Raw genomic sequence first — 18,968 nt, 5'->3', positions numbered from 1 at the left:
CGCCTGCGGCACGGCCGCAGCAGCCGTGTTGGTGACGCCTACCGCAAAGGAGCGGTCCGATGGCATACAACGAGTACGACGAACCACATGTCGACCTGCGCGATCTCATCAACAGGATCGACAAGGCGGGTGAGCTCGTCCGCGTTCCGGGCGTCGACCTCGACCTGGAGCTGGGCACGCTCGTCGAGCTGATCGCCCACCGGGCCGGGGAAGGTGGTCCCGCCGTCCTCTTCGACGACGTGGTCGGGGCGGACAAGGGACGCCGGGTGTTCTCCGGGGCGACCAACTCCGCTCGTCGGCTGGCGCTCACGATGGGCCTGCCGACCCCGGACCACCCGATGGACGTGGTGCGCAGCTACCGGGACCGGATGAAGCAGCACGAACCCATCGCGCCGGAGTACGTGGACACCGGCCCGATCCTGGAGAACGTGCTGCGGGACGACGAGGTGGACGTCACCGCCTTCCAGGCACCGCTGCTGCACGAACTCGACGGCGGCCGGTACATCGGCACCGACGACCTGGTGATCATGGCCGATCCGGACGACCACTGGATCAACGCGGGCACCTACCGCGTCCAGGTGCACGGTCCCGACCGGGTCGGCCTGTGGACGTCGCCCGGCAAGCAGGGACGGCAGATCCGGGACAAGTACTTCAGCCGGGGCGAACCCTGCCCGGTGCTGATCTCCTGCGGACACGACCCGCTGCTGTTCCTCGCGGCGGGCAACGAACTGCGGTACGGGCTGTCGGAATTCGACTACGCCGGTGGACATCGCGGCCGCCCCTTCGAGGTGGTCCGGTCCGAGCTGCACGGGTTGCCCATGCCAGCGCACGCCGAACTGGTGCTGGAAGGCGAGCTCCACCCCGGAGACACCGCACCGGAAGGGCCTTTCGGGGAGTTCACCGGCTACTACGCCGGTGGCCGCAGCGATCAACCGGTGGTGCGCATCCGGCGCATCTACCACCGCACCGACCCGATCCTCACCGTCGCCTCACCGATCCGTCCGCCGTCGAACTTCTCCTACAGCAAGTGCGTGATGAAGTCCGGCATGATCTGGGACGAGGTGGAACGCGCCGGGCTCTCCGGCGTGCAGGGCGTGTGGTGCCACGAAGCCGGTGCCGCTCGCCTGTTCAACGTCATCTCGATCAAGCAGGCGTACGCCGGACACGCCAAGCAGGCCGCGCTGCTCGCCGCCGGTTGCCAGTCCGGTTCCTACCTCGGACGTTTCGTGGTGGTCGTCGACGAGGACATCGATCCGACGAACATGTTCGACGTGGTCTGGGCGATGTCCACCCGGTGCGACCCGGTGGAGGACATCGAGATCGTGCGCGGCGCTTGGAGCGGCCCGCTGGATCCCCGCATCCCGCGCGGCGTGACGCGCAATTCGCGCGCCCTGATCACAGCGGTGCGGCCGTTCGAGCGGCTGGCCGAATTCCCTCCCGTAGCGGAGGCGAGCCCGCAGTTGCGGGCGAAGGTGGCGGAGAAGTTCTCCGCGGTGCTTGATCGCCTCGGGCACGGACCGTTCGAAGAGGAGCGGAGAGCATGAGGTACGCGACTATCACCCGATGCGCGCTCGCACTGCTGGCGCTGATCAGCCTGTTGACCGGCTGCGGTTCCGGCGGCCAGTCCGGCGACGCGTCGGTCATCAAGTACGGCGTCTACGAACCCGGCACCGACGCGGGTTATCTGTTGATGGCGCAGGAGAAGCGGCTGTTCGACAAGTACGGGGTCAAGGTCGAGTTCGTCCAGTTCAACAGCGCGCAGCAGGCTTTTCCCGCGCTGCTGTCCGGACAGGTCGACGTGATCCAGGGCAATCCGAGCGAAGCGTTGCTGGCCAAGGAGAAGGGCGCGCCGATCAAGTTCATCGGATCGACGATGCCCGGCCTCAACTACGTCCTCTACGGCAAGCCGGACCGGCCCTCGCTGAACAGCCTCCAGGGGGCCACCGTCGGGATCTCCACGCCCACTGCGCTCCCGGCGCTGATCGCCAAGGAAATGCTCAGCAAGTCCGGAGTGGACCTCGACACGGTCAAGTTCGTCAACTCCGGTGGTTCACCGGACCGCTACAAGGCGGTGGTGTCCGGGCGAGCCGACGCCGCGTCGTCACCGCTGGACTTCATCGCGCAGGCGGGCAAGGACAACATCCGGGTGCTCGCCAAGGCCAAGGACGTGGTGCCGGACTACCCGCGGTACGCCGTAATCGCCCGCGAGGACGTGCTCAACCGCGCACCGGACCAGGTCGTCGGCCTGCTCGCCGGACTGGTCGAGGGGGTCCGCTACGCCCTCGACCACGAGGACGAGGCCAACGCGCTGACCGCGAAAACGCTGAACATCCCAGCGGATTCCGAGGAGATCACCTCGACGTACACCGAGTACAAGGACGGCGGCTACCTGTCCTCCAACGGTGCCATCCCGGTGAAGCAGATCCAGTACGTCGCGCAGTTGCAGCAGCGCCTCGGATTGTCGAAAACACCTGTCGATATCAACCAACTCGTCGACGACAGCTTCCGCCAGAAAGCGATCGCGAAGATTGGTTCCGTTCCGGAGACCTACTATGGCGCCAAATGACCGACTCGCCGTCGACGAGCGTGCCGCGGAACCGGCCGAGGCGTCGGCTTCCACCGCCGCGGGCGTCGTCGTCTCGCACGTCTCGAAGACCTTCGGCAGCAAGCAGCGGGTGGACGCGCTCAGCGACGTGTCCTTCGAGGTGGCCGCCGGTGAGATCGTGGCGCTCACCGGGCACAGCGGCTGCGGGAAGACCACCCTGCTGCGCATCATCATGGGCCTGGAAACGGCGACCAGTGGGACGGTGACCGTCGGCGGTCGGCCGGTCGACGGCTGCGACCCCAAGTGCGGCATCGTCTTCCAGCACGCCGAACTGCTGCCGTGGCGCACCGCCAGGGGCAACGTCGAGTTCGGCCTGCAAGCGCGCGGCATGGGACGCGCCGAACGCCGGGAGGTCGCCGACCGCTGCTTGGAACTCGTGGGCCTGTCGCACGCCGCGGACCGGCGGCCGGACGAGCTTTCCGGCGGGATGCGCCAGCGGGTCGGGATCGCGCGTGCGCTGGCGATCGACCCGGAGCTGCTGCTCATGGACGAACCGTTCTCGGCGCTCGATGCGCAGACCCGGGAAACCATGCAGGCCGAGCTGCTCGACATCCAGGAGCGCACCGGGAAGACGATCATCTTCGTCTCGCACGACCTCGACGAGTCGGTCCTGCTCGCCGACCGGGTCGTCGCGATGTTGCCGAATCCCGGTCGGGTGCAGGAGGTGCTGGACACCAGCCTGGACCGGTCGCTGCCCATCGAGCAGCGGCGCGGCTCGACGCGGTTCATGCAACGGCGGCACGAGCTCTACCAGCTGATCCACGGAAAGCGGGACCTGGCACCAGAGGAGGGCTCGCGATGAGCACCGCAACGACTACCACCCAGGATCCGCTGGTCGACGCGGAGAACGCGCCGGTGGCCCGAGTCCGCAGGTACGGACTCCGCGACCGGCTCGTCACGCTCGGCTCGGTGATCGTGCTGCTGGTGGTGTGGGAAATCGTCGGCCGGTCGCTCAACCCGATCCTCGCGGCACCGCCTTCGCGGGTGTTCACGGCGTTGGTCGAGATGGCGCAGGACGGCACGCTCGGCGAGGCGGTGGGCGCGACGGCCAAGCCGTTCCTCAGCGGATACGCGCTCGCCGCGGTCGCCGGAATCCCGATCGGGTTGCTGATCGGACGTTTCCGGGTGGTCGAGGCAGCGATCGGCTGGCTGGTGGTGGCGGGCTACTCGCTGCCGATGATCGCGCTGACCCCGGTGTTCGTGCTGTGGTTCGGCCTGGAGGACACGGTCAAGACCGCGATCGTCATGACGATGACCGTTTTCGCCGTGATCATCAACACCTGGAACGGAGTGCAGGCGATCCCGCGCACGCTCACCGAGGTCGGAACCGCGTTCTGCGCGCCGCAGCGGATGATCCTGCGCTCGATCGTGCTGCCCTCGGTCATCCCGTCGATCATGACGGGACTGCGCATCGGTGTCGGCAAGGCGGTCATCGGAATCGTCATCGCCGAGTTCTTCACCGCGCTCGGCGGGCTGGGCGGTGTGATCGTCGAGGCCGGGCACACCTTCGAACCGGACCGGATGTTCGCGGCGGTGGTGGTCCTGATGGCCGGAGCCCTGATCCTGACCTGGCTGATCGGCGTAGCCGAACGCCGAATCGCCCCCTGGAACAAGGCGATCACCGGCCGCGGCGACGGCGCCTGACCCCATTCAGGTGAGGCGTGAGGGGCACCCTTTACCAAGTAAGTTGGTGAAGGGTGCCCCTCACTCCATCTCTTTCACTCTGCGGGGTGCAGCTAATCGAGGTCTGCTGGGGTGCGGTTCGCCAGGCCAGCTGCGGACATCAGCTCGTACAGCCGGTGCACCTCGTCGGGTAGCGGGGCGGGCATCGGGTCTCGCATCAGCGGCGACGAGATCTTCCCGGCGATCCAGGTGGCCAGCTTGTAGCGGATGTGCAGGCGCGAGTAGTCCGAGTAGACGTACTCGTGCAGGGCGGCCAGTCCGGACTGCCAGAGCTTGGTCGCCGCGTCCACCTCGCCAGCCCGCCACAGCCGGATGTGTTCGAGCATCGGTTCCAGCGCGTAGCAGAACGATCCGGAGCACGCTCCGTCGAGCTGCCGGTTCGCCAGGTTCTCGTGGTAGCGCACGGCGCTGGACGGCAGGATCGCCACCTGCGGCGCCTCCGCCCGCAGGAAACGCGCGACCCGGCGATACCCCTCGTAGGAATAGGTCATCTTCCAGCCAGCGACCGTCGGCACCCGATCCAGCACGGCCTCGATCGTCTCGACGGGCCAGCCGATGCCGTACTCAGGGGTGCGCGGCCCGGTCGGGTGCACGATCAGCGGCACGTCTCCCACGCTGTCCGCGACCTTGCCCAAGTAGTCCGCGACGACCTCCGGGTACCGGGCCGCGTTCCACGACGTCGTGATGTCGGCGGAACCGTAGGGCGGGAGCACGAAAAGCGCCGCAGCACCACATGCCAGAGCATCCCTCGCCACCGCGATCGCCTCCGCCGTCGTGCGGCCGACCACCCCGGCCACCACCGGTCCGTTGGCGACCTCGACTGCCGCGGTCACGTTGGCGACCAGTTCCTCGCGTTCCAGCGTGTAGATTTCGCCCGCCTCGGCGTTGATGATCGGCACCACCGGCAAGTCGAGGTCGACCCGCTCGGTTTGCGCCACCTGCCTGGCCAGTTCCGCCGTGTCCACCTTCTCCGACTCGTCGAACGGCGTCATCAGGGTCACGTGCAGGCTGTTGGAAACGTAGTCCGAGCCCATTGCATCCTCCGCAAGCATTCAGTGGAACTTCGCCGAGTCGTTCCAGGTCAACCCGGCCTTTTGATACGCCTCTCGTAGATAGGACAGGTCAACGGTGTTTTCGTAGTTGACGTGCACCGGCCCTTTGAGACCGCCACCTGCCCGCAGCGCTTCGATCGCGGGTTGGACGAAGTCACGAGGCATCCCCAGCAGGTTCGCCAGCTCCGGTTCCTGACCGATGTCGCTGAGCCGGTAGGTGTAGAAGGAGTCCATGGTGGGCGCGTCGTACCGGAGGATCGGTTGCAGCAGCGCCCGCGCCTGCTGCCCCTGGTTCTGCGCGATGTCCTGTTGCAGCCACTTCTCCGCTTCGAGCAGCCCAGCCAGGAAGTCGACCGCCTGCTGCCGGTGATCGACCAGCCAGTCGGTCCGGGCGACGATGCACGAGGTGTATTCGATCGGGGCGTTGGCCAGGTCGGCGGAGGTGGCGAGCACGTTCACCGGTTCCCTGGCGCGCAGTTTCGCGTAGTCCACCGCCAGCAGCACTGCGGCGTCGACCTGCTTCGTCGCCAACGCGCCGATCATCTGCGGATAGGGCACCGGGACGAACTGCACGTCCTTGCCCACGGTCAGCCCGACCCCGGCCAGCTTGGCCCGCAGGTAGAAGTCGTAGCTGGTACCGATGCCGGTCAGCGCCACCTTCTTGCCCCGCAGATCCGCCAGCTTGGCGATCCCGCTGGACGCCGGGGCCGCGAGGTAGCCGCCCTGGTGCTCGCCCTGGCCGAAGCCCAGGCCCGCGAGGATGGTGACGGGGGCGCCCTGCGAGACCGCGGCGAACACGGTGGTCGGCGCGGAATGCGCGAACTGGACCTGGTTCCCGCTGAGCAGACTGGTCGACAGCCCCACGTCGTTGACGTTCTCCAGCGAGACGTCGAGCCCGTGCCCCTGCCAGCTGTGCCGCTGCTGGGCGGCGAGGATGGTGGCGATCGGCGACGACGATGCGTACCCCAGCTTGATCTCCCGACTCGAACCAGGCGACACGCAGCCGGAGAGCGCCAGCAGGCACAGCGTGACGACGACGGCGAGACCCCTCGTTGCGTTCACGGGCATGGTTCGGGCCTCCACAGGGGGTTTCGTGCGCTGCGCGGACGGGTTCACAGCGCGGAGGAGTCCTGCCAGGCCAGCAGCCGCGACGAAGCGCGACTGATCAGCCGGTCCAGGACGAAGCCCAGCACTGCGGTGACCAGGATTCCGGCCAGCATGATGTCGGGGCGGAAGTTGCGCTGCCAGAAGACGATCGAGTAGCCGAGACCGTCGTTGGCGGAGATCATCTCGGCGGCGACGACGAGCACGAACGAAATGCCGGTGGCCACCCGAATACCGCTGAGGATGTGCGGCGTCACCGACGGCAGCACCACCGTCCACAGGATCTGGCGGCGGCTGGCGCCGAGGGTTCGGGCGTTCCACACCAGCACCCGGTTCACCCCGGTGACGCCGGTGTAGGTGTTCACCGCCATCGGGAAGAACGTGCCGAGCAGCACCATCGCGATCTTCGACGGTTCGCCGATGCCCAGCCAGAGGATCAGCAGCGGCAGCAGGGCCAACTTGGGCATCGGGAAGGTGAACGAGATCAGCGGATCCAACAGGTGCGAGAGGACTCGGGACTGTCCCATCAGGACACCGATGAGCACGCCGACCACCACGCCGAGGACGAGCCCGACGACCACCCGGTACATGGTCGATGCGATGTCCGTCCACATTGATCCGTTGATGAACAGTTCGTCCCACAGTGCGGCAGCGACGCGGCTCGGCGCGGGAATCACCAGGGGATCGAGCCGACCGAGCGCGGACCCGGCCGCCCACAGGGCCAGGATTAGGACGAACGGCGTGAGCCGAAACGCGGCGATGCCAACGCGGCGCCAAGCCTTGCGCGCTCGGGGCGATCCCGCGGAGGTGCTTACGACCTGTTCGGAAGGTCGCGTCGCGGTGAGCTGTGCGCTCTCGGTCGTGTCACTCATCGCTGCCCACCACGGACTGGTCGTTCATCGCCTGCCAGACGACCTGGCGAATCTTTTGGAACTCCTCCGTCGCCCGGACCTCGGCCGTCCGGGGTCGGGCCAGCGGCACCGAGACCTCCATCGCCACCCGACCCGGTCGGGCGGCCATCACCACGATCCGGTCGGCGAGGATCACCGCCTCATCCACGCTGTGCGTCACGAAGCACACCGTGGTCCGCTGGTTCTCCCAGATGTCGAGCAAGGCCAGTTGCAACGACTCCCTGGTGAACGCGTCGAGCGCGCCGAAGGGTTCGTCCATCAGCAACACCTGCGGATCGCAGACCAGGCTCTGCGCGATCGCCAGCCGCTGCCGCATGCCACCGGAAAGTTCCTTGGGCAGCCGGTTCTCGAAGTCGGCCAGGCCGACCATGCGGAGGTATTCGCGCGCGCGGCCGATCCGTTCGGACCGGGTGCCGGACCCCTGGAGTTCCAGACCGTAGGTGACGTTGCGCAGCACCGTGCGCCACGGCAGGACGCCGCCCTCCTGGAACACCACGCCCCGCGACGGCGCGGGCGAGGTGACCTCGGTCCCCGCCATCTCGATCCGGCCGGAGCTCGGGGCGAGCAGGCCCGCCATCATCATCAGCAGGGTGCTCTTGCCACATCCGCTCGGACCCACCACGCAGACGAACTCGCCAGCGGCGATGTCCAGGTTCACATCCGTCACCGCGACGAACTCCCGATCGTCCACGGTGAACCGCTTGCTGACGTTCGACAGGGCGAGCATCTGCGGGAAGGCGGAAGCCGCTGGCGGCGCACCGCCGCCGGAACCTGTCAGTCGTGCTACCGCCACGGGGACCTCGCATCAGGTTCGCGTTGCCGGACCGCATCCGTAGCTCCGGCGACGGTCCGCGTCATCGGATGTTAACCAGCAAATACCTAAGAGAGGAATAAACTCGGTACCAAATTCCGCTCCATCGAATAACCTCTCGATTTGCGGTTTTTATCCGTGGCGACGCGGCTGAGTTCACGCAGCGACCAACGTGGCGAAATGTTCGAATCCGCCGCCGTTGTACCGGCAGCGTGCGCCACTGCGGTCGAATTTCCGGCGTACTGCCCAAAAAGATCTCCGGCCGAGCTCGCCAGCTGTGGACTGTCGACCTCGGCCGGAGATCCCGGTGCGCGGTCAGCCGTTGAGTTCGCGCCGCAGCAGCGCCGCTGCCTGGGCCATCGCACGCAGCTTGCCGAACGCGGACTCCCGCGGCAGGTACTTCATCCCGCAGTCAGTGGCCATGACCACCTGCTGCGGCCCGACCCAATCGAACGCCCGACGGGTGCGCTCGGCCACGGTGTCGATGCTCTCGACCTCGGGGTCGGACAGGTCGAGCACCCCGAGGATGATCGTCTTGTCGGTGAGATCGGCGAGCACCCCGAGGTCCAGTCCGGACTGGGCGGTCTCGATGGAGATCTGGTCCACCGGGCAGCCCGCCAGCTCGGGAAGGAACGAGTACCCCTCGGGCCGCGCGTGGATGATCGCCGCGTAGCCGAAGCAGATGTGCACGGCCGTCACGCCGCTGACTCCGTCGAGGGCGGCGTTGAGCGCCGCCAGCCCGTAGGCGCGGGCGGCGTCGGGCCGCGCCTGCATGTACGGCTCGTCGATCTGCACGATGTCCGCGCCCGCGGCGTGCAGGTCCTTGATCTCGGCGTTCACGGCGGCCGCGTAGTCCATCGCGGCGGCCTCCGCGTCCGGGTAGTGGTCGTTCTGCGCCTGCTGGGACATGGTGAACGGACCCGGCACGGTCATCTTCACCGGGCGATCGGTGTGGGCGCGCAGGAAACGCAGGTCGTCGACCTCGATCGGATACCGACGCGCGATCGGTCCGACGATGCGCGGCACCGGATTGGGATGGCCGCTGCGGTCCAGCGCCGTGCCGGGGTTGTCGATGTCGACGCCGTCGAGGGCGGTGGCGAAGTGGTTGGAGTAGCTCTCCCGCCGGATCTCCCCGTCGGTCAGGATGTCGAGCCCGGCGTCCTCCTGAGCGCGGATCGCGAGGATCGTGGCGTCGTCCTGGGCCTCGGCCAGGTGTTCGGGTTCGATCCGCCACAGCTCGCGGGCGCGGACCCGGGGCGGGAACCGACCGGCGAGCTTCGCGCGGTCGATCAGCCACTCAGGCTGCGCGTAACTGCCGACCAGCGAGGTGGGAAGCAACGGCATCGAGGCTGGCGCCTGCCCGGCTGTCGCGGCAGAGGTCGCGGTGGATGGCTGTGCTGACATGGCCTACTCCCAACGTTCGGCGGCGATGACGACGCAACTGAACCGACTGCGGGGAGCACCCTAACTCCGAACGCCAGGGGTCTGGCGCGATCACTTCTCGGCGCGGCCTCCCCCGCCCTGCCCGCCGAACGCCTCGCGCAGGATGCGGGTCACGGTCTCATCCAGCGTCGATACCTGGGGAATCGTGCGCTCCGCGACGAAACCCAGCAGATCGGCGTCGCGATACCACCCCCGCATCTCCTCGACGCCGAATTCGGCGGCCTGGGGCCGAGTTTCGTGACGCCGCAGCGTCTCCTCCCAGGCCACATCGAAGTAGTAGAACGCACTGCTGCCGAGATGATCACGCCGCAGCTGATCGAGCATCTCCCGGTAGCGCTCGGCGTACATGATGCCGTCGACGATGACGTGCCACCCGCGGTCGAGGGCGAATCGCGCGGTCGCGGAGATCAGCTCGATGTTCGCCCCGCCAGGCACATCCCGCTCCTTGAGCACGACCCGCCGAAGGTAGTCCTGCTCGACGAGCGCGACACCACGCCCGAGATGAGCCCGCAACCGGCGTGCCGTCGAGGATTTGCCCGAACCCGAAGGACCGCGCAACACGACCAGCCGCGTGTCCCCGCTCCCCACGCACGCCACGACCGAAAGTCCAAGCCCTCGACAGCGCAGCGACCGCAGGCGCGCACCAGCGCGCGGCCCGGTGATGCTCAAGAAATGGACGTGCTCCATCGCCGCCTACCGATCAGGATGGGGCCATGCTCGTTGACCACTTCCCATTGCTCGGGCTGCGGCTGAGGACACCGCGCCTCGAACTTCGCCTGCCGTCCCCGGAGGAACTCGGTTCGCTGGCCGATCTGGCGGCTGGCGGTATCCACGATCCCGACGTCATGCCCTTCTCGGTCCCGTGGACCGACCAGCCACCCGCGGACGTCGCCCGAAGCGTCGTCCAGCACCACTGGCGGCAGTTGGGGAACTGGACGCCGCAGGACTGGTCGCTGGACCTCACGGTCTTCCACGAGGGTGTCATCGTGGGGCAGCAGACCATCGGCGCGCGAGACCTCGCCATCACCCACGAGGTGCACACCGGCTCCTGGTTGGGACAACGTCATCAGGGACGCGGGATCGGCACCGAGATGCGGGCCGCGGTCCTGCACCTGGCCTTCGCCGAGTTGGACGCGGCGGAGGCCGTCTCCAGTGCGTTCGAGCACAACGTCGCCTCGCAGGCAGTTTCCGGCAGGTTCGGGTACCAATCCGACGGCATCAACCGTCGTGTGATCCGCGGAACCCTGGCGATCGAACGTCGGCTCCGCCTCACCCGGTCGGCTTGGGAACAGCACCGCACCATCCCCGTCCACGTCGACGGCCTCGCCCCATGCCTGCCCCTGCTCGGCATGAACCCGGAGGACGGTGAGTAGTGGCCGCCCCCACAGGGAACCCCGCGGCCGATCCGTCCACTGTGGGCACCGACAGCCCGAGCTGATGCCCTCGGGAACGCGGGCGTTCAGTTCTGGTTCCGCCGAGCTGTCGCGAAAGTGAGCAATGCCATCCGTCCGGAACACCGGAATTGGCGCACACTCGGGATATGGACGGGCAGTGGACGCCACGGGACCACGAGGAGCTGATCGCTGGGTGGCGGTTGTGGCTCGCGCTCAGCTCGTCCGCTTGGCCTAGCGCCGACTGGGACGGCAGCCCCGGCGAAGCGGTGCACGGCCTGCGGGAACTGATGGCGACGTGTGACGAAATACTTTCGGACTACCTGGCCGCGGGTGGTTCCGAGTCCGCCAAGGTCGTCGGGCTGCTGCGGTCGATGTACCCGGCCGCGAGCTGGACGTGCGAGCTGTGGCAGGGCGACACCGCGCCGCTGGACAGCGAACGCACCGCGCTGCTGCACAGCGACCTCGCCGGGTTCGCGGACCACGCCAAGGGCGTGCAGACGCTGCTCGCCGAGGGTGGCGGCTGGGCGTCCCTCACGCTCTGACGTCCCGACCCCACCCGATCTCGCGGTTGTGATGTGGAGCACATAATCGTACGGATCCTGACCCGCGGCCAGCGGCAGTGGTCGAGCAACGGCGCCCTACGGTGCAGGCCCTTGCGGGCCTGTGTCCGGAGCCGCAGCTCGGGGATTCCGACCGCTCGCACGCATCCAGAGGAATCCACCGCCGCCGATGATCGCCACCAAGACGATTCCGCCCGACAGCCACCACATCCAGGATGTGCTGGTGTGACCCGAAACCGTGATCAGTTCGATGTCTCCCGTCGTGTCGATCGAGGGGAAGTCCTTCGGCAAGGTGATCTCGTCGTCCTCGCTGAAGAGGTTGTTGTTCGCGCGGAAGTCGTCCAGATCTTCCCGCGTCCACGATCGCCAGGTCGTCGTCCGGCTTGCGCACGATGAACACCGTGACCCAGTCGAACTGCCCATCAGCGCGAGAAACGAGGATCTGCTGGCTGTACACGTCGCCGCCGGACTCACCAGGGCTCTGCTGGGTCGCGGTGGTCGACTCCGCGCCGCCCGTCGGCGGGGACGAACCACATGCCGCCAGCAGCAAGCCGAGGGGTATCGCGATTGCCGCGCACAACGCGCGAATGGTGATGCGGGACGCCGTCCCCGTACCGAGCACGAACGGTCTCCTCTCCTGCGCTCATCGCGAGTCAACGTTCTAGCACCCGCCCGGCCTCTCCCGAGGCAGATGCATCGAACGCGCACCTCAAGGAGCAATGGCAGGAGCCCACTCCCGTGCTGCGCCACATCGCGGGCGGATCTTCCACTGTGGACTTCTTGGCGCGGCTGCGTTGCTCTAAAGTCGCTTCCATGGCTGATCGATTCCAGGTCGTTCCATCCGTCTACGTCGCGCTCCGCAGATCCGACGATGGCGAGCAAGTGCTGCTCCAACTCCGACAGGACACCGGCTACATGGACGGCCACTGGGCAATGGCCGTAGCAGGCCACGTCGAATCCGGCGAATCGGTCGTCGAAGCGGCATGCCGGGAAGCAGCTGAAGAACTGGGCATCGCGATCGCGGCCGAGGACCTGGTACCGCTATCGGTAATGCACCGAACCCAGGGCGACAGCAAACCGCTGAACGAACGGGTCGACTTCTTCTTCGAATGCCGCAGCTGGACGGGCCACCCCCACCGAGCCGAACCCGACAAAGCAGCAGACCTGCAATGGTTCCCCCTGGAAGAACTACCGAACCCCACGGTCCCCCACGAGCACTACATCCTCCAACACCTCCAAACCAAAACCCTCCCCCGAATAACCACCTACGGCTTCTGAACACCCCAGCAAGCAGTCGTGAGTGCGCAACCGGGTTGGAGCCCGGTTACGCACTCACGACTCCATCTGCTCGGGCGACCGGCCCGCGCGTGGGTGGGCGTTCAACATCGCAGAACTTTCAACATGACCAGGCTGGCGGGCTCCTACTGTTCTGCGGTACCAGCCTCTTGCAGTGGTCGAGCTACGGGATTTTTCAATGACATCTTGAGCTTCACCAGCGAACCGGAGCCACGGCTGGCACTCACCCTGCCCGCAGTCCTCGCCTACCACAACGACTATTCACTTGAGGAGGCGGTAACAGCGGCCAGGAAGATACTCGACCTTTGCATAACCGAAATCATGGACCTCAGCAATCGGCTACAGAACCATCAGGACGAAAATATCAGATTCCTCGGCAAAGCCCTCCCCTACGTTCCGCACGGGCTCGCACGCTGGCAGCAGCTTGACACCAAACGGTACGCAGACGCGTCCCGCTCGGTGACCAATCCAATTGAGCCTTCTTCGTCCTGATCTTGGTGCGCCAGAACACCGGTTGCCGGATGCATCAGGCCCCGAGGGCGTTGGAGATCTGCAACGCGGTTTTCTGGACGAGGTCGATGACGAGGGCTCGTTTCTTCTCGTCCAGTCGGAAAGCGAGGCATGGTGCGGAGACTGCGGCGACTGTGCGGCCCACCTCGGTGACCGGGGCGGAGGCCGCCCAGACCCCTTCGTCGATCTCCTGGTTGCTGACCGCCCAGCCTCGTCCGACGTCGCGCGCGACTTCGCGCAGGTAGTCGTCCCTAAGGTCATCTGGATCGAAAGCGGCCTGGCCTGGATCCCGTTCATGATGCGCGCCTCGACCACGAGTACCTCATGCGGCAGTCCGCGGCGCCGCTGCTGCGCCAACTCCCCAGCGACTACATGCGGCAGATGTACTACACCTCGCAGCCCATGGAAATCACGGACGTGAACCTGCTGGAATCCACCTTCCGCGCCATGGACGCCCCGAACACGTTGCTCTACTCCTCGGACTGGCCGCACTGGGACTTCGACCTGCCCGGCCGCGTCATGGCCATCCCCTTCCTCGACGAGGTGGCCAAGCACAACATCCTTGGCGGCAACGCGCGAAAGCTGTTCGCACTGTAGGAAACACCAGTCGATCCGCGCACCCGCTAACGTGTCGGGGTTGTGACGTGACCGAACCGCGCGGTCAGTTCCGCCAGTCGTTCGCTGGCCATCGCGAATGCCGCTGTCCGAGTTGTGGTTCCCTCGTCGTCGGCGCGGTTGAACATCTGCTCGCTCAGGGCGCCGATTCGATCCGCGATCTTCGTGAACGATTGCGCGGGGCTCCCGTCGATGTCGCCGAACAGGACCCACCACCACCACGCGTTGGTCGCCGAGTTCGCCAGGAAGTCGGGCGAGACGGTCACCCGGCGCGCGCCGAGCGCCTCCTCCGCTTCCGGAGTGATGGGCATGTTCGCCGCCTCCGCGATCACGCGTGCTTGAACTCGGTCTTGGTTGTCCGCATTGACGCAGTACGACGTCGCCGCGGGGACGAGCAGGTCGGCGGGGATGTCCAGCCATCGCTCCCCCGGCTCGATGCGGTCGGTGTGGCGCAGCTGGGTGCGGTCGATGGTTCCGCTGCGGTCGCGGGTCAGCAGGAGCCGCTCGACGTCGAGTCCGGCTTGGTTCGCCACGACGCCGTGGACGTCGGCGATCCCGACGATCCGAACACCGGCGCGCGCGAGGTATCGCGCCGAAGCACCGCCCATCGAACCGAACCCCTGGATGAATGCGGTGGTGGCCGCCGGGTTCATACCGCGGTGTCCGAGCGCGGCGAGCGCCGCCTCGGCGACGCCGAAGCCGCCCACCAATTCGTCGAGTCGGACACCGTCCACATCGGACGTGAATGCGGTGGCCATGCGTTGTTTCGCGGCGGGCAGGTCCGCAACAGCCTGATGGGCGGCCTGCACCGAACTGGTCAGGCCGATCTTCTCGATAGCACGGTCAACTGCGTCCTGGCGGACCCCGAAGTCCTCCCCCATGGTCCACCGCCGTTCGATCAGCGGAGCCATCGCGGCGAGGTAGCGCTCCAGCACACCCTCCGCGGCGGGATCGTACGGGTCGAAGTCGATTCCGCCCTTGGCCCCGCCCAAGGGCACGTATCGCGCCCCCGGCTCGTAGTGGATGGCCTCTTTGAGGGTCATGCCCCGCGCGAGCCCCCGCACCTCGGTCGCGGTGCAACCGGCGCGCATTCGCAGACCGCCACTGCACAGGCCGCGCACGAGGCGATCGATCACCAGGTAACCCGTCGCGCTCGACTCGGGGTCGTGCCAGCTGACCTCGAAGAACGGGACATCGGCCGCAGCGGCATTCGCGGTGAGGGCATGCGGCAGGGTGAGCGTCACGATCGCCTCCGGGCTAACTGAATCGTCAGACAGTTAGTAGCAGCGCCCAGGTGGCGGGTCAAGCGGTGAGCCCGAGCTCCGCCGCGAGGGCGGTGGCAATCCAGTTCGCCACATCAGTTTTCGACACGGCCTCGTCGAAGGCGACCCGCTGCACGGCCAATCCGTCGAGCATCGCCGTGAGCCGCCAGGCCGCCCCCCGCGGATCCGCGGTCCGAAACTCCCCGGCCGCAACCCCTTGCCCGATGAGGTCGGTGACAACAGCGCGCCAGCGGCTGTCGAGCGTGCGTATGACCCCGCGCAGTTCGGAATCTCGCAGCGACGCCGACCATCCCTCGATCCACAACCGCCAACTTGGAGCGGCGCCGGTCGGGCCGTACTCGTTCAACGCCGTGCGCAGTCGCTCGGTCACACTGCCGTCCGCCTCTGCCAGCAGGTTGTCGAGCCGGCCGAGATCTCGTTCGGTGGCATGGCGGAACGCGCTCATGATGAGGTTGTCGAGCGATTCGAAGTGGTAGAAGACCAAGGCCGTGCTGACGTTGAGACGAACCGCGACGTCACTGCCGCGCAGCCCGCTGACCCCGCGCTCAGTGATCAAATCGAGCGTGGTCGTCAGTATCTCCTCGCGACGGGCGCCGACTTCTTTCTTCACGCGTGGCATGACGATGAATCTACCCGTCAGGGTTGACATCGTGGGACCTGCGTCGCAGTCTTGGGCCCCTCGTACTGCTTGATCATTCAGTTAGCAGCTGTGGAACGGATCGTTCGCTACCGAAGTCCGACCAGGGAGGACTAGTGCCCGAACCGATCGCGACCGGTGACACGGATTTCCTGCGCGCGAACAAAGCGAAGCTCAGGCGGAGTCTGAGTCGGTTCGACGCCTTCTTCCTGCTGCTGTGCTCGCTCGTCGGTCTGGACACGATCGGATCGCTGGCCGCCTCCGGCCATGAAGCCTTCACGTGGCTGCTGGTCCTGGCAGCGTTGTTCTTCGTTCCCTACGGGCTCATCGTGGCCGAGCTGAGTGCGACTTTCCCGCTGGAGGGCGGGCAGTACACCTGGACCCGGCTGGCGTTCGGCCGACTGGTCGCGGGAGTCGTGCAGGCGATCTACTGGCTGTCCAATCCGGTCTGGGTCGGCGGCACGTTGTGCGTCGTCGCGATGGAGACCTTCTCGACGTTCGTCCATCCGCTCTCCGGGACTTGGACCTACGTCGCGGGCCTGTTGTTCATCTGGGTCGGCGTGCTGTGCACGTCGGTGTCGCTCGACGTGGGCCGCTGGGTACCGGCAGCCGGGGCGTTGGCACGCATGATTCTGCTCGGATTCTTCTTCATCTCGACGGTCATCTACGGCATCCAACGTGGCGTGCAAACCTTGGACTGGGGCGACTTCACGCCCACCTACACCGGGTTCATCGCTCTGGTCCCGGTCATCGTGTTCACCTTCGTCGGCTTCGAGCTGTCCAGCTCCGCCGCCGAGGAGATGGACCAGCCGCAGCGGGCGATCCCGCTGGCCGTGCTTCGTTCCGGCGCTACGTCCTTCCTCATGGTGGCCGCCCCGGTCGCCGGTATCCTGCTGGTCCTGCCGGGTGACCAGGTCAGCAGCCTGGGCGGTTTCATCGACGCGTGCAAGGCCGTCTTCACCGTCTACGGCGGCGAGGTGCTGCCCGACGGAACGATCCAGCTGACTGGATTCGGTGCTGTCGTCGGGGTGATTTCGGCGGTCGGGCTCATCGTCGCCCTGTTCACCAGCGGGGTGTCCTGGGCGCTCGGGGAAAGCCGTGCCCAGGCCACCGCCTGCGCGGACGGGGCTGGGCCGCGGTTCTTCGGTGTGCTGTCGGAAAAGCGCGGGACTCCGGTGCGGATCAACGTACTCGCTGGCGTTCTCGCCACGGCCGTCATGATCGCCGCGCTGAACATTTCCGGCGGCGACAGCGGAAAGTACTTCAGCGCCGGTTTGAACCTCGCGATCTCGATGACGATGGTCGCCTACATGCTGCTGTTCCCAACGCTTCCGGTGCTCCGCCGCAAGTTCCCGAACGTGCCACGCCCGTTCACCGTGCCGGGCGGACGGCTCGGCGGTGTTGTCGCCTCGCTGCTCACGACGGCGATCGTCGTCTACACCTTGGCGCAGCTGGTGTGGCCGGGCCTGGGAGTGGGATGGTTCGGAACCACGGGAAGCCCCGATGACTCGTTGCCAACCGGGTTCGAAGGCCAGCGACTCGCCTACGAGCTGACGCAACTCGTGCCGCTGGCCGCATTCGGACTGACCGGCTTGGCATTCGCCCTCATCGGGCGGCGGCAGAACCGGCGGGCGGCATCCGGTGTGGACCGCTCCCGAACCGTCACAGCGTGAACATCCACTTCGGACTGTCAATGCCGGGCTGGAGCCGTCTCCCGAGTCGCCAGCACCACCGGCAGCGTCACCACCGCAGCGGCCATGATGTAGAACGCGGGTGCGGCGTGGTTGCCGGAACCGGCCACGAGCAAGGTGATCAGGAACGGCGCGGTTCCACCGAAGGCCGCCACCGACATGTTGTAGCCCAGCGAGAAACCGCCGTAGCGCACCCGAGTCGCGAACAGCTCGTTCATCGCCGCCAGCGTCGGGCCGAGGAACACCGCGAGGACCACCCCGAGCCCGACGTGCGCGAGCACCGCGAGAACCGCGTTGTCCTGCCCCATCAGCCAGAACAGCGGATAGGACAGCACCAGGGCCGCCAGGCAGGACCCACCGAGCACCGGGCGGCGGCCGAAGCGGTCCGAAACCGCCCCCATCACCGGGATCAGCGCGCAGATCACGCACATGCTGACCACGGACGACACCGAAGCGACGACAGCGGGGTAACCGAGGATCTTGGCTTGGTGACTCGGGACGTAGGTGAGGATCGCGTACAACGCGGCGTTCTGGAACAAGGAGTAACCCGCCACGCTCAGGATCGCGCGCCAGTGGTACCGGACCGACTCCAGCAGCGGATTGCGGGCCAGCTCGCCCCGGCTGCGCAACGCGACGAATTCCGGCGTCTCCTCCAGCCGCGACCGGATGTAGAGGCCGACTAGGCCGAGCGGGGCGGCGAGCAGGAACGGGATGCGCCAACCCCAGCCCACGATCTGCTCGTCGGTGAGCCAGACGTTGAGCAGCAACACCACGACGGAGCCGAGCAGGAAGCCGAGGATGCACCCCATCTCCACCAGCGACACCAGGTAGCCGCGCCGCCTGGCCGGGGCGAACTCGGCGACGAACGCGGACGCGCCGCCCATCTCCCCGCCAGCGGAAAACCCTTGCAGCAGGCGCAAGAACACCAGCATCGCCGGGGCTGCCACCCCGGCGGCCGAGTATCCGGGCAGCAGTCCGATGCACAGGGTGGCGCCGGAGACGAGGATGATCACCCAGGCGAGGGTGCGCTGTCGCCCGATCCGATCACCGAGGGCACCGAAGAAGATTCCGCCCAGCGGCCGGACCACGAACGCGGATCCGAACACCGCGAAGGAGCTCAGCAGCGACGTCGTCGGGTCCTCGGCGGGGAAGAACGCGGCGCCGATCGCGGTGGCGAGGTACGCGTAGACGGCGATGTCGAACCACTCGACGACGCTGCCGATGGTGGCGCCGAGCGTCGCCCGGCGCAGGATCGCAGTGTCTTGCGGGACACCCGCACCCGGTCGGCCCCGCAAGCAGGAAAGATTGTCACTCACGGGGCCTCCACAGTCTCTTGCGGGACACCCGCACCCGGTCCGCCCCGCAAGCAGGAA

The 18,968-nt window shown here is 67.1% G+C and carries 20 protein-coding genes; 10 read left to right on the top strand and 10 right to left on the bottom strand.

Annotated elements, in window-relative coordinates:
* Window positions 1-59: 59 nt before the first annotated feature.
* From MOQ72_RS08215 to MOQ72_RS08200, 4 genes are read left to right on the top strand one after another with little or no spacing between them, the layout of a single operon-like run.
* Window positions 60-1,544, top strand: a complete 1,485-nt coding sequence (locus tag MOQ72_RS08215) for a UbiD family decarboxylase (protein ID WP_242181567.1) — start codon at window positions 60-62, stop codon at window positions 1,542-1,544.
* Entirely contained in the window at window positions 1,541-2,566 is a 1,026-nt protein-coding gene (locus MOQ72_RS08210) for an ABC transporter substrate-binding protein (protein ID WP_242181565.1), read from the top strand. Before MOQ72_RS08215 ends, MOQ72_RS08210 begins: the two co-directional genes overlap by 4 nt.
* On the top strand, window positions 2,553-3,407 hold the full coding sequence (locus tag MOQ72_RS08205) for an ABC transporter ATP-binding protein (protein ID WP_242181563.1): 855 nt from the start codon (window positions 2,553-2,555) through the stop codon (window positions 3,405-3,407). Before MOQ72_RS08210 ends, MOQ72_RS08205 begins: the two co-directional genes overlap by 14 nt.
* Window positions 3,404-4,249 carry an ABC transporter permease gene (locus MOQ72_RS08200; protein WP_242181561.1) on the top strand — a complete coding sequence of 282 codons (846 nt, stop codon included), beginning with the start codon at window positions 3,404-3,406 and terminating at the stop codon, window positions 4,247-4,249. Before MOQ72_RS08205 ends, MOQ72_RS08200 begins: the two co-directional genes overlap by 4 nt.
* A 92-nt stretch (window positions 4,250-4,341) precedes the next feature.
* Here the strand turns inward: MOQ72_RS08200 and MOQ72_RS08195 are convergent, their stop codons facing one another.
* The 6 genes from MOQ72_RS08195 to MOQ72_RS08170 all read right to left on the bottom strand — a co-directional run bounded on the left by MOQ72_RS08195 (window position 4,342) and on the right by MOQ72_RS08170 (window position 10,206).
* Complete coding sequence (locus MOQ72_RS08195; protein WP_242181558.1) at window positions 4,342-5,322, bottom strand: dihydrodipicolinate synthase family protein; 981 nt, start codon at window positions 5,320-5,322, stop codon at window positions 4,342-4,344.
* An 18-nt stretch (window positions 5,323-5,340) separates the two neighbouring features.
* The gene (locus MOQ72_RS08190) at window positions 5,341-6,408 is read right to left on the bottom strand and encodes an ABC transporter substrate-binding protein (protein WP_277953740.1); all 1,068 of its coding nucleotides are present in this window, start codon (window positions 6,406-6,408) and stop codon (window positions 5,341-5,343) included.
* Between the two features lie 44 nt (window positions 6,409-6,452).
* The gene (locus MOQ72_RS08185) at window positions 6,453-7,316 is read right to left on the bottom strand and encodes an ABC transporter permease (RefSeq protein ID WP_242181556.1); all 864 of its coding nucleotides are present in this window, start codon (window positions 7,314-7,316) and stop codon (window positions 6,453-6,455) included.
* Complete coding sequence (locus MOQ72_RS08180; protein WP_242181554.1) at window positions 7,309-8,148, bottom strand: ABC transporter ATP-binding protein; 840 nt, start codon at window positions 8,146-8,148, stop codon at window positions 7,309-7,311. Before MOQ72_RS08180 ends, MOQ72_RS08185 begins: the two co-directional genes overlap by 8 nt.
* A gap of 333 nt (window positions 8,149-8,481) precedes the next feature.
* Window positions 8,482-9,570: a uroporphyrinogen decarboxylase family protein gene (locus tag MOQ72_RS08175; protein ID WP_242181553.1), complete on the bottom strand. Its 1,089-nt coding sequence runs from the start codon at window positions 9,568-9,570 to the stop codon at window positions 8,482-8,484.
* A 90-nt stretch (window positions 9,571-9,660) separates the two neighbouring features.
* Complete coding sequence (locus MOQ72_RS08170; RefSeq protein ID WP_242181551.1) at window positions 9,661-10,206, bottom strand: AAA family ATPase; 546 nt, start codon at window positions 10,204-10,206, stop codon at window positions 9,661-9,663.
* A gap of 116 nt (window positions 10,207-10,322) precedes the next feature.
* Here MOQ72_RS08170 and MOQ72_RS08165 point away from each other — a divergent pair, with 116 nt between their 5' ends.
* The 4 genes from MOQ72_RS08165 (at window position 10,323) to MOQ72_RS08150 (ending at window position 13,351) form a co-directional block, all read left to right on the top strand.
* The gene (locus tag MOQ72_RS08165; RefSeq protein ID WP_242181549.1) at window positions 10,323-10,982 is read left to right on the top strand and encodes a GNAT family N-acetyltransferase; all 660 of its coding nucleotides are present in this window, start codon (window positions 10,323-10,325) and stop codon (window positions 10,980-10,982) included.
* A gap of 167 nt (window positions 10,983-11,149) precedes the next feature.
* Window positions 11,150-11,545: a hypothetical protein gene (locus MOQ72_RS08160; RefSeq protein ID WP_242181547.1), complete on the top strand. Its 396-nt coding sequence runs from the start codon at window positions 11,150-11,152 to the stop codon at window positions 11,543-11,545.
* A gap of 831 nt (window positions 11,546-12,376) precedes the next feature.
* On the top strand, window positions 12,377-12,841 hold the full coding sequence (locus MOQ72_RS08155; RefSeq protein WP_242181546.1) for an NUDIX domain-containing protein: 465 nt from the start codon (window positions 12,377-12,379) through the stop codon (window positions 12,839-12,841).
* Between the two features lie 204 nt (window positions 12,842-13,045).
* Complete coding sequence (locus MOQ72_RS08150) at window positions 13,046-13,351, top strand: hypothetical protein (protein WP_242181545.1); 306 nt, start codon at window positions 13,046-13,048, stop codon at window positions 13,349-13,351.
* Window positions 13,352-13,385: 34 nt separating this feature from the next.
* Here MOQ72_RS08150 and MOQ72_RS08145 read toward each other — a convergent pair whose 3' ends face one another.
* The gene (locus MOQ72_RS08145) at window positions 13,386-13,610 is read right to left on the bottom strand and encodes an IclR family transcriptional regulator domain-containing protein (protein WP_277953754.1); all 225 of its coding nucleotides are present in this window, start codon (window positions 13,608-13,610) and stop codon (window positions 13,386-13,388) included.
* A gap of 83 nt (window positions 13,611-13,693) precedes the next feature.
* On the opposite strand from MOQ72_RS08145, the gene MOQ72_RS08140 reads away from it, so the two are divergent.
* Window positions 13,694-13,966 carry an amidohydrolase family protein gene (locus MOQ72_RS08140; protein WP_242181544.1) on the top strand — a complete coding sequence of 91 codons (273 nt, stop codon included), beginning with the start codon at window positions 13,694-13,696 and terminating at the stop codon, window positions 13,964-13,966.
* A 26-nt stretch (window positions 13,967-13,992) separates the two neighbouring features.
* On the opposite strand, the gene MOQ72_RS08135 is transcribed toward MOQ72_RS08140, so the two are convergent.
* Window positions 13,993-15,228 (bottom strand): Glu/Leu/Phe/Val dehydrogenase dimerization domain-containing protein, encoded by a 1,236-nt coding sequence (locus MOQ72_RS08135; RefSeq protein WP_242181543.1) that lies wholly within the window; start codon window positions 15,226-15,228, stop codon window positions 13,993-13,995.
* A 58-nt stretch (window positions 15,229-15,286) separates the two neighbouring features.
* The gene (locus tag MOQ72_RS08130; protein ID WP_242181542.1) at window positions 15,287-15,886 is read right to left on the bottom strand and encodes a TetR/AcrR family transcriptional regulator; all 600 of its coding nucleotides are present in this window, start codon (window positions 15,884-15,886) and stop codon (window positions 15,287-15,289) included.
* Window positions 15,887-16,020: 134 nt separating this feature from the next.
* On the opposite strand from MOQ72_RS08130, the gene MOQ72_RS08125 reads away from it, so the two are divergent.
* Window positions 16,021-17,577, top strand: coding sequence for an APC family permease (locus MOQ72_RS08125; protein ID WP_242181541.1), 1,557 nt, complete (start codon window positions 16,021-16,023; stop codon window positions 17,575-17,577).
* Between the two features lie 17 nt (window positions 17,578-17,594).
* Here the strand turns inward: MOQ72_RS08125 and MOQ72_RS08120 are convergent, their stop codons facing one another.
* On the bottom strand, window positions 17,595-18,911 hold the full coding sequence (locus MOQ72_RS08120; RefSeq protein WP_242181540.1) for an MFS transporter: 1,317 nt from the start codon (window positions 18,909-18,911) through the stop codon (window positions 17,595-17,597).
* Window positions 18,912-18,968 lie beyond the last annotated feature (57 nt).

This window comes from Saccharopolyspora soli (assembly GCF_022678645.1).
GTDB lineage: Bacteria > Actinomycetota > Actinomycetes > Mycobacteriales > Pseudonocardiaceae > Saccharopolyspora > Saccharopolyspora soli.
Note: the sequence above shows the minus strand (reverse complement) of the source record. Positions and strands in the feature narration are given on the sequence as shown.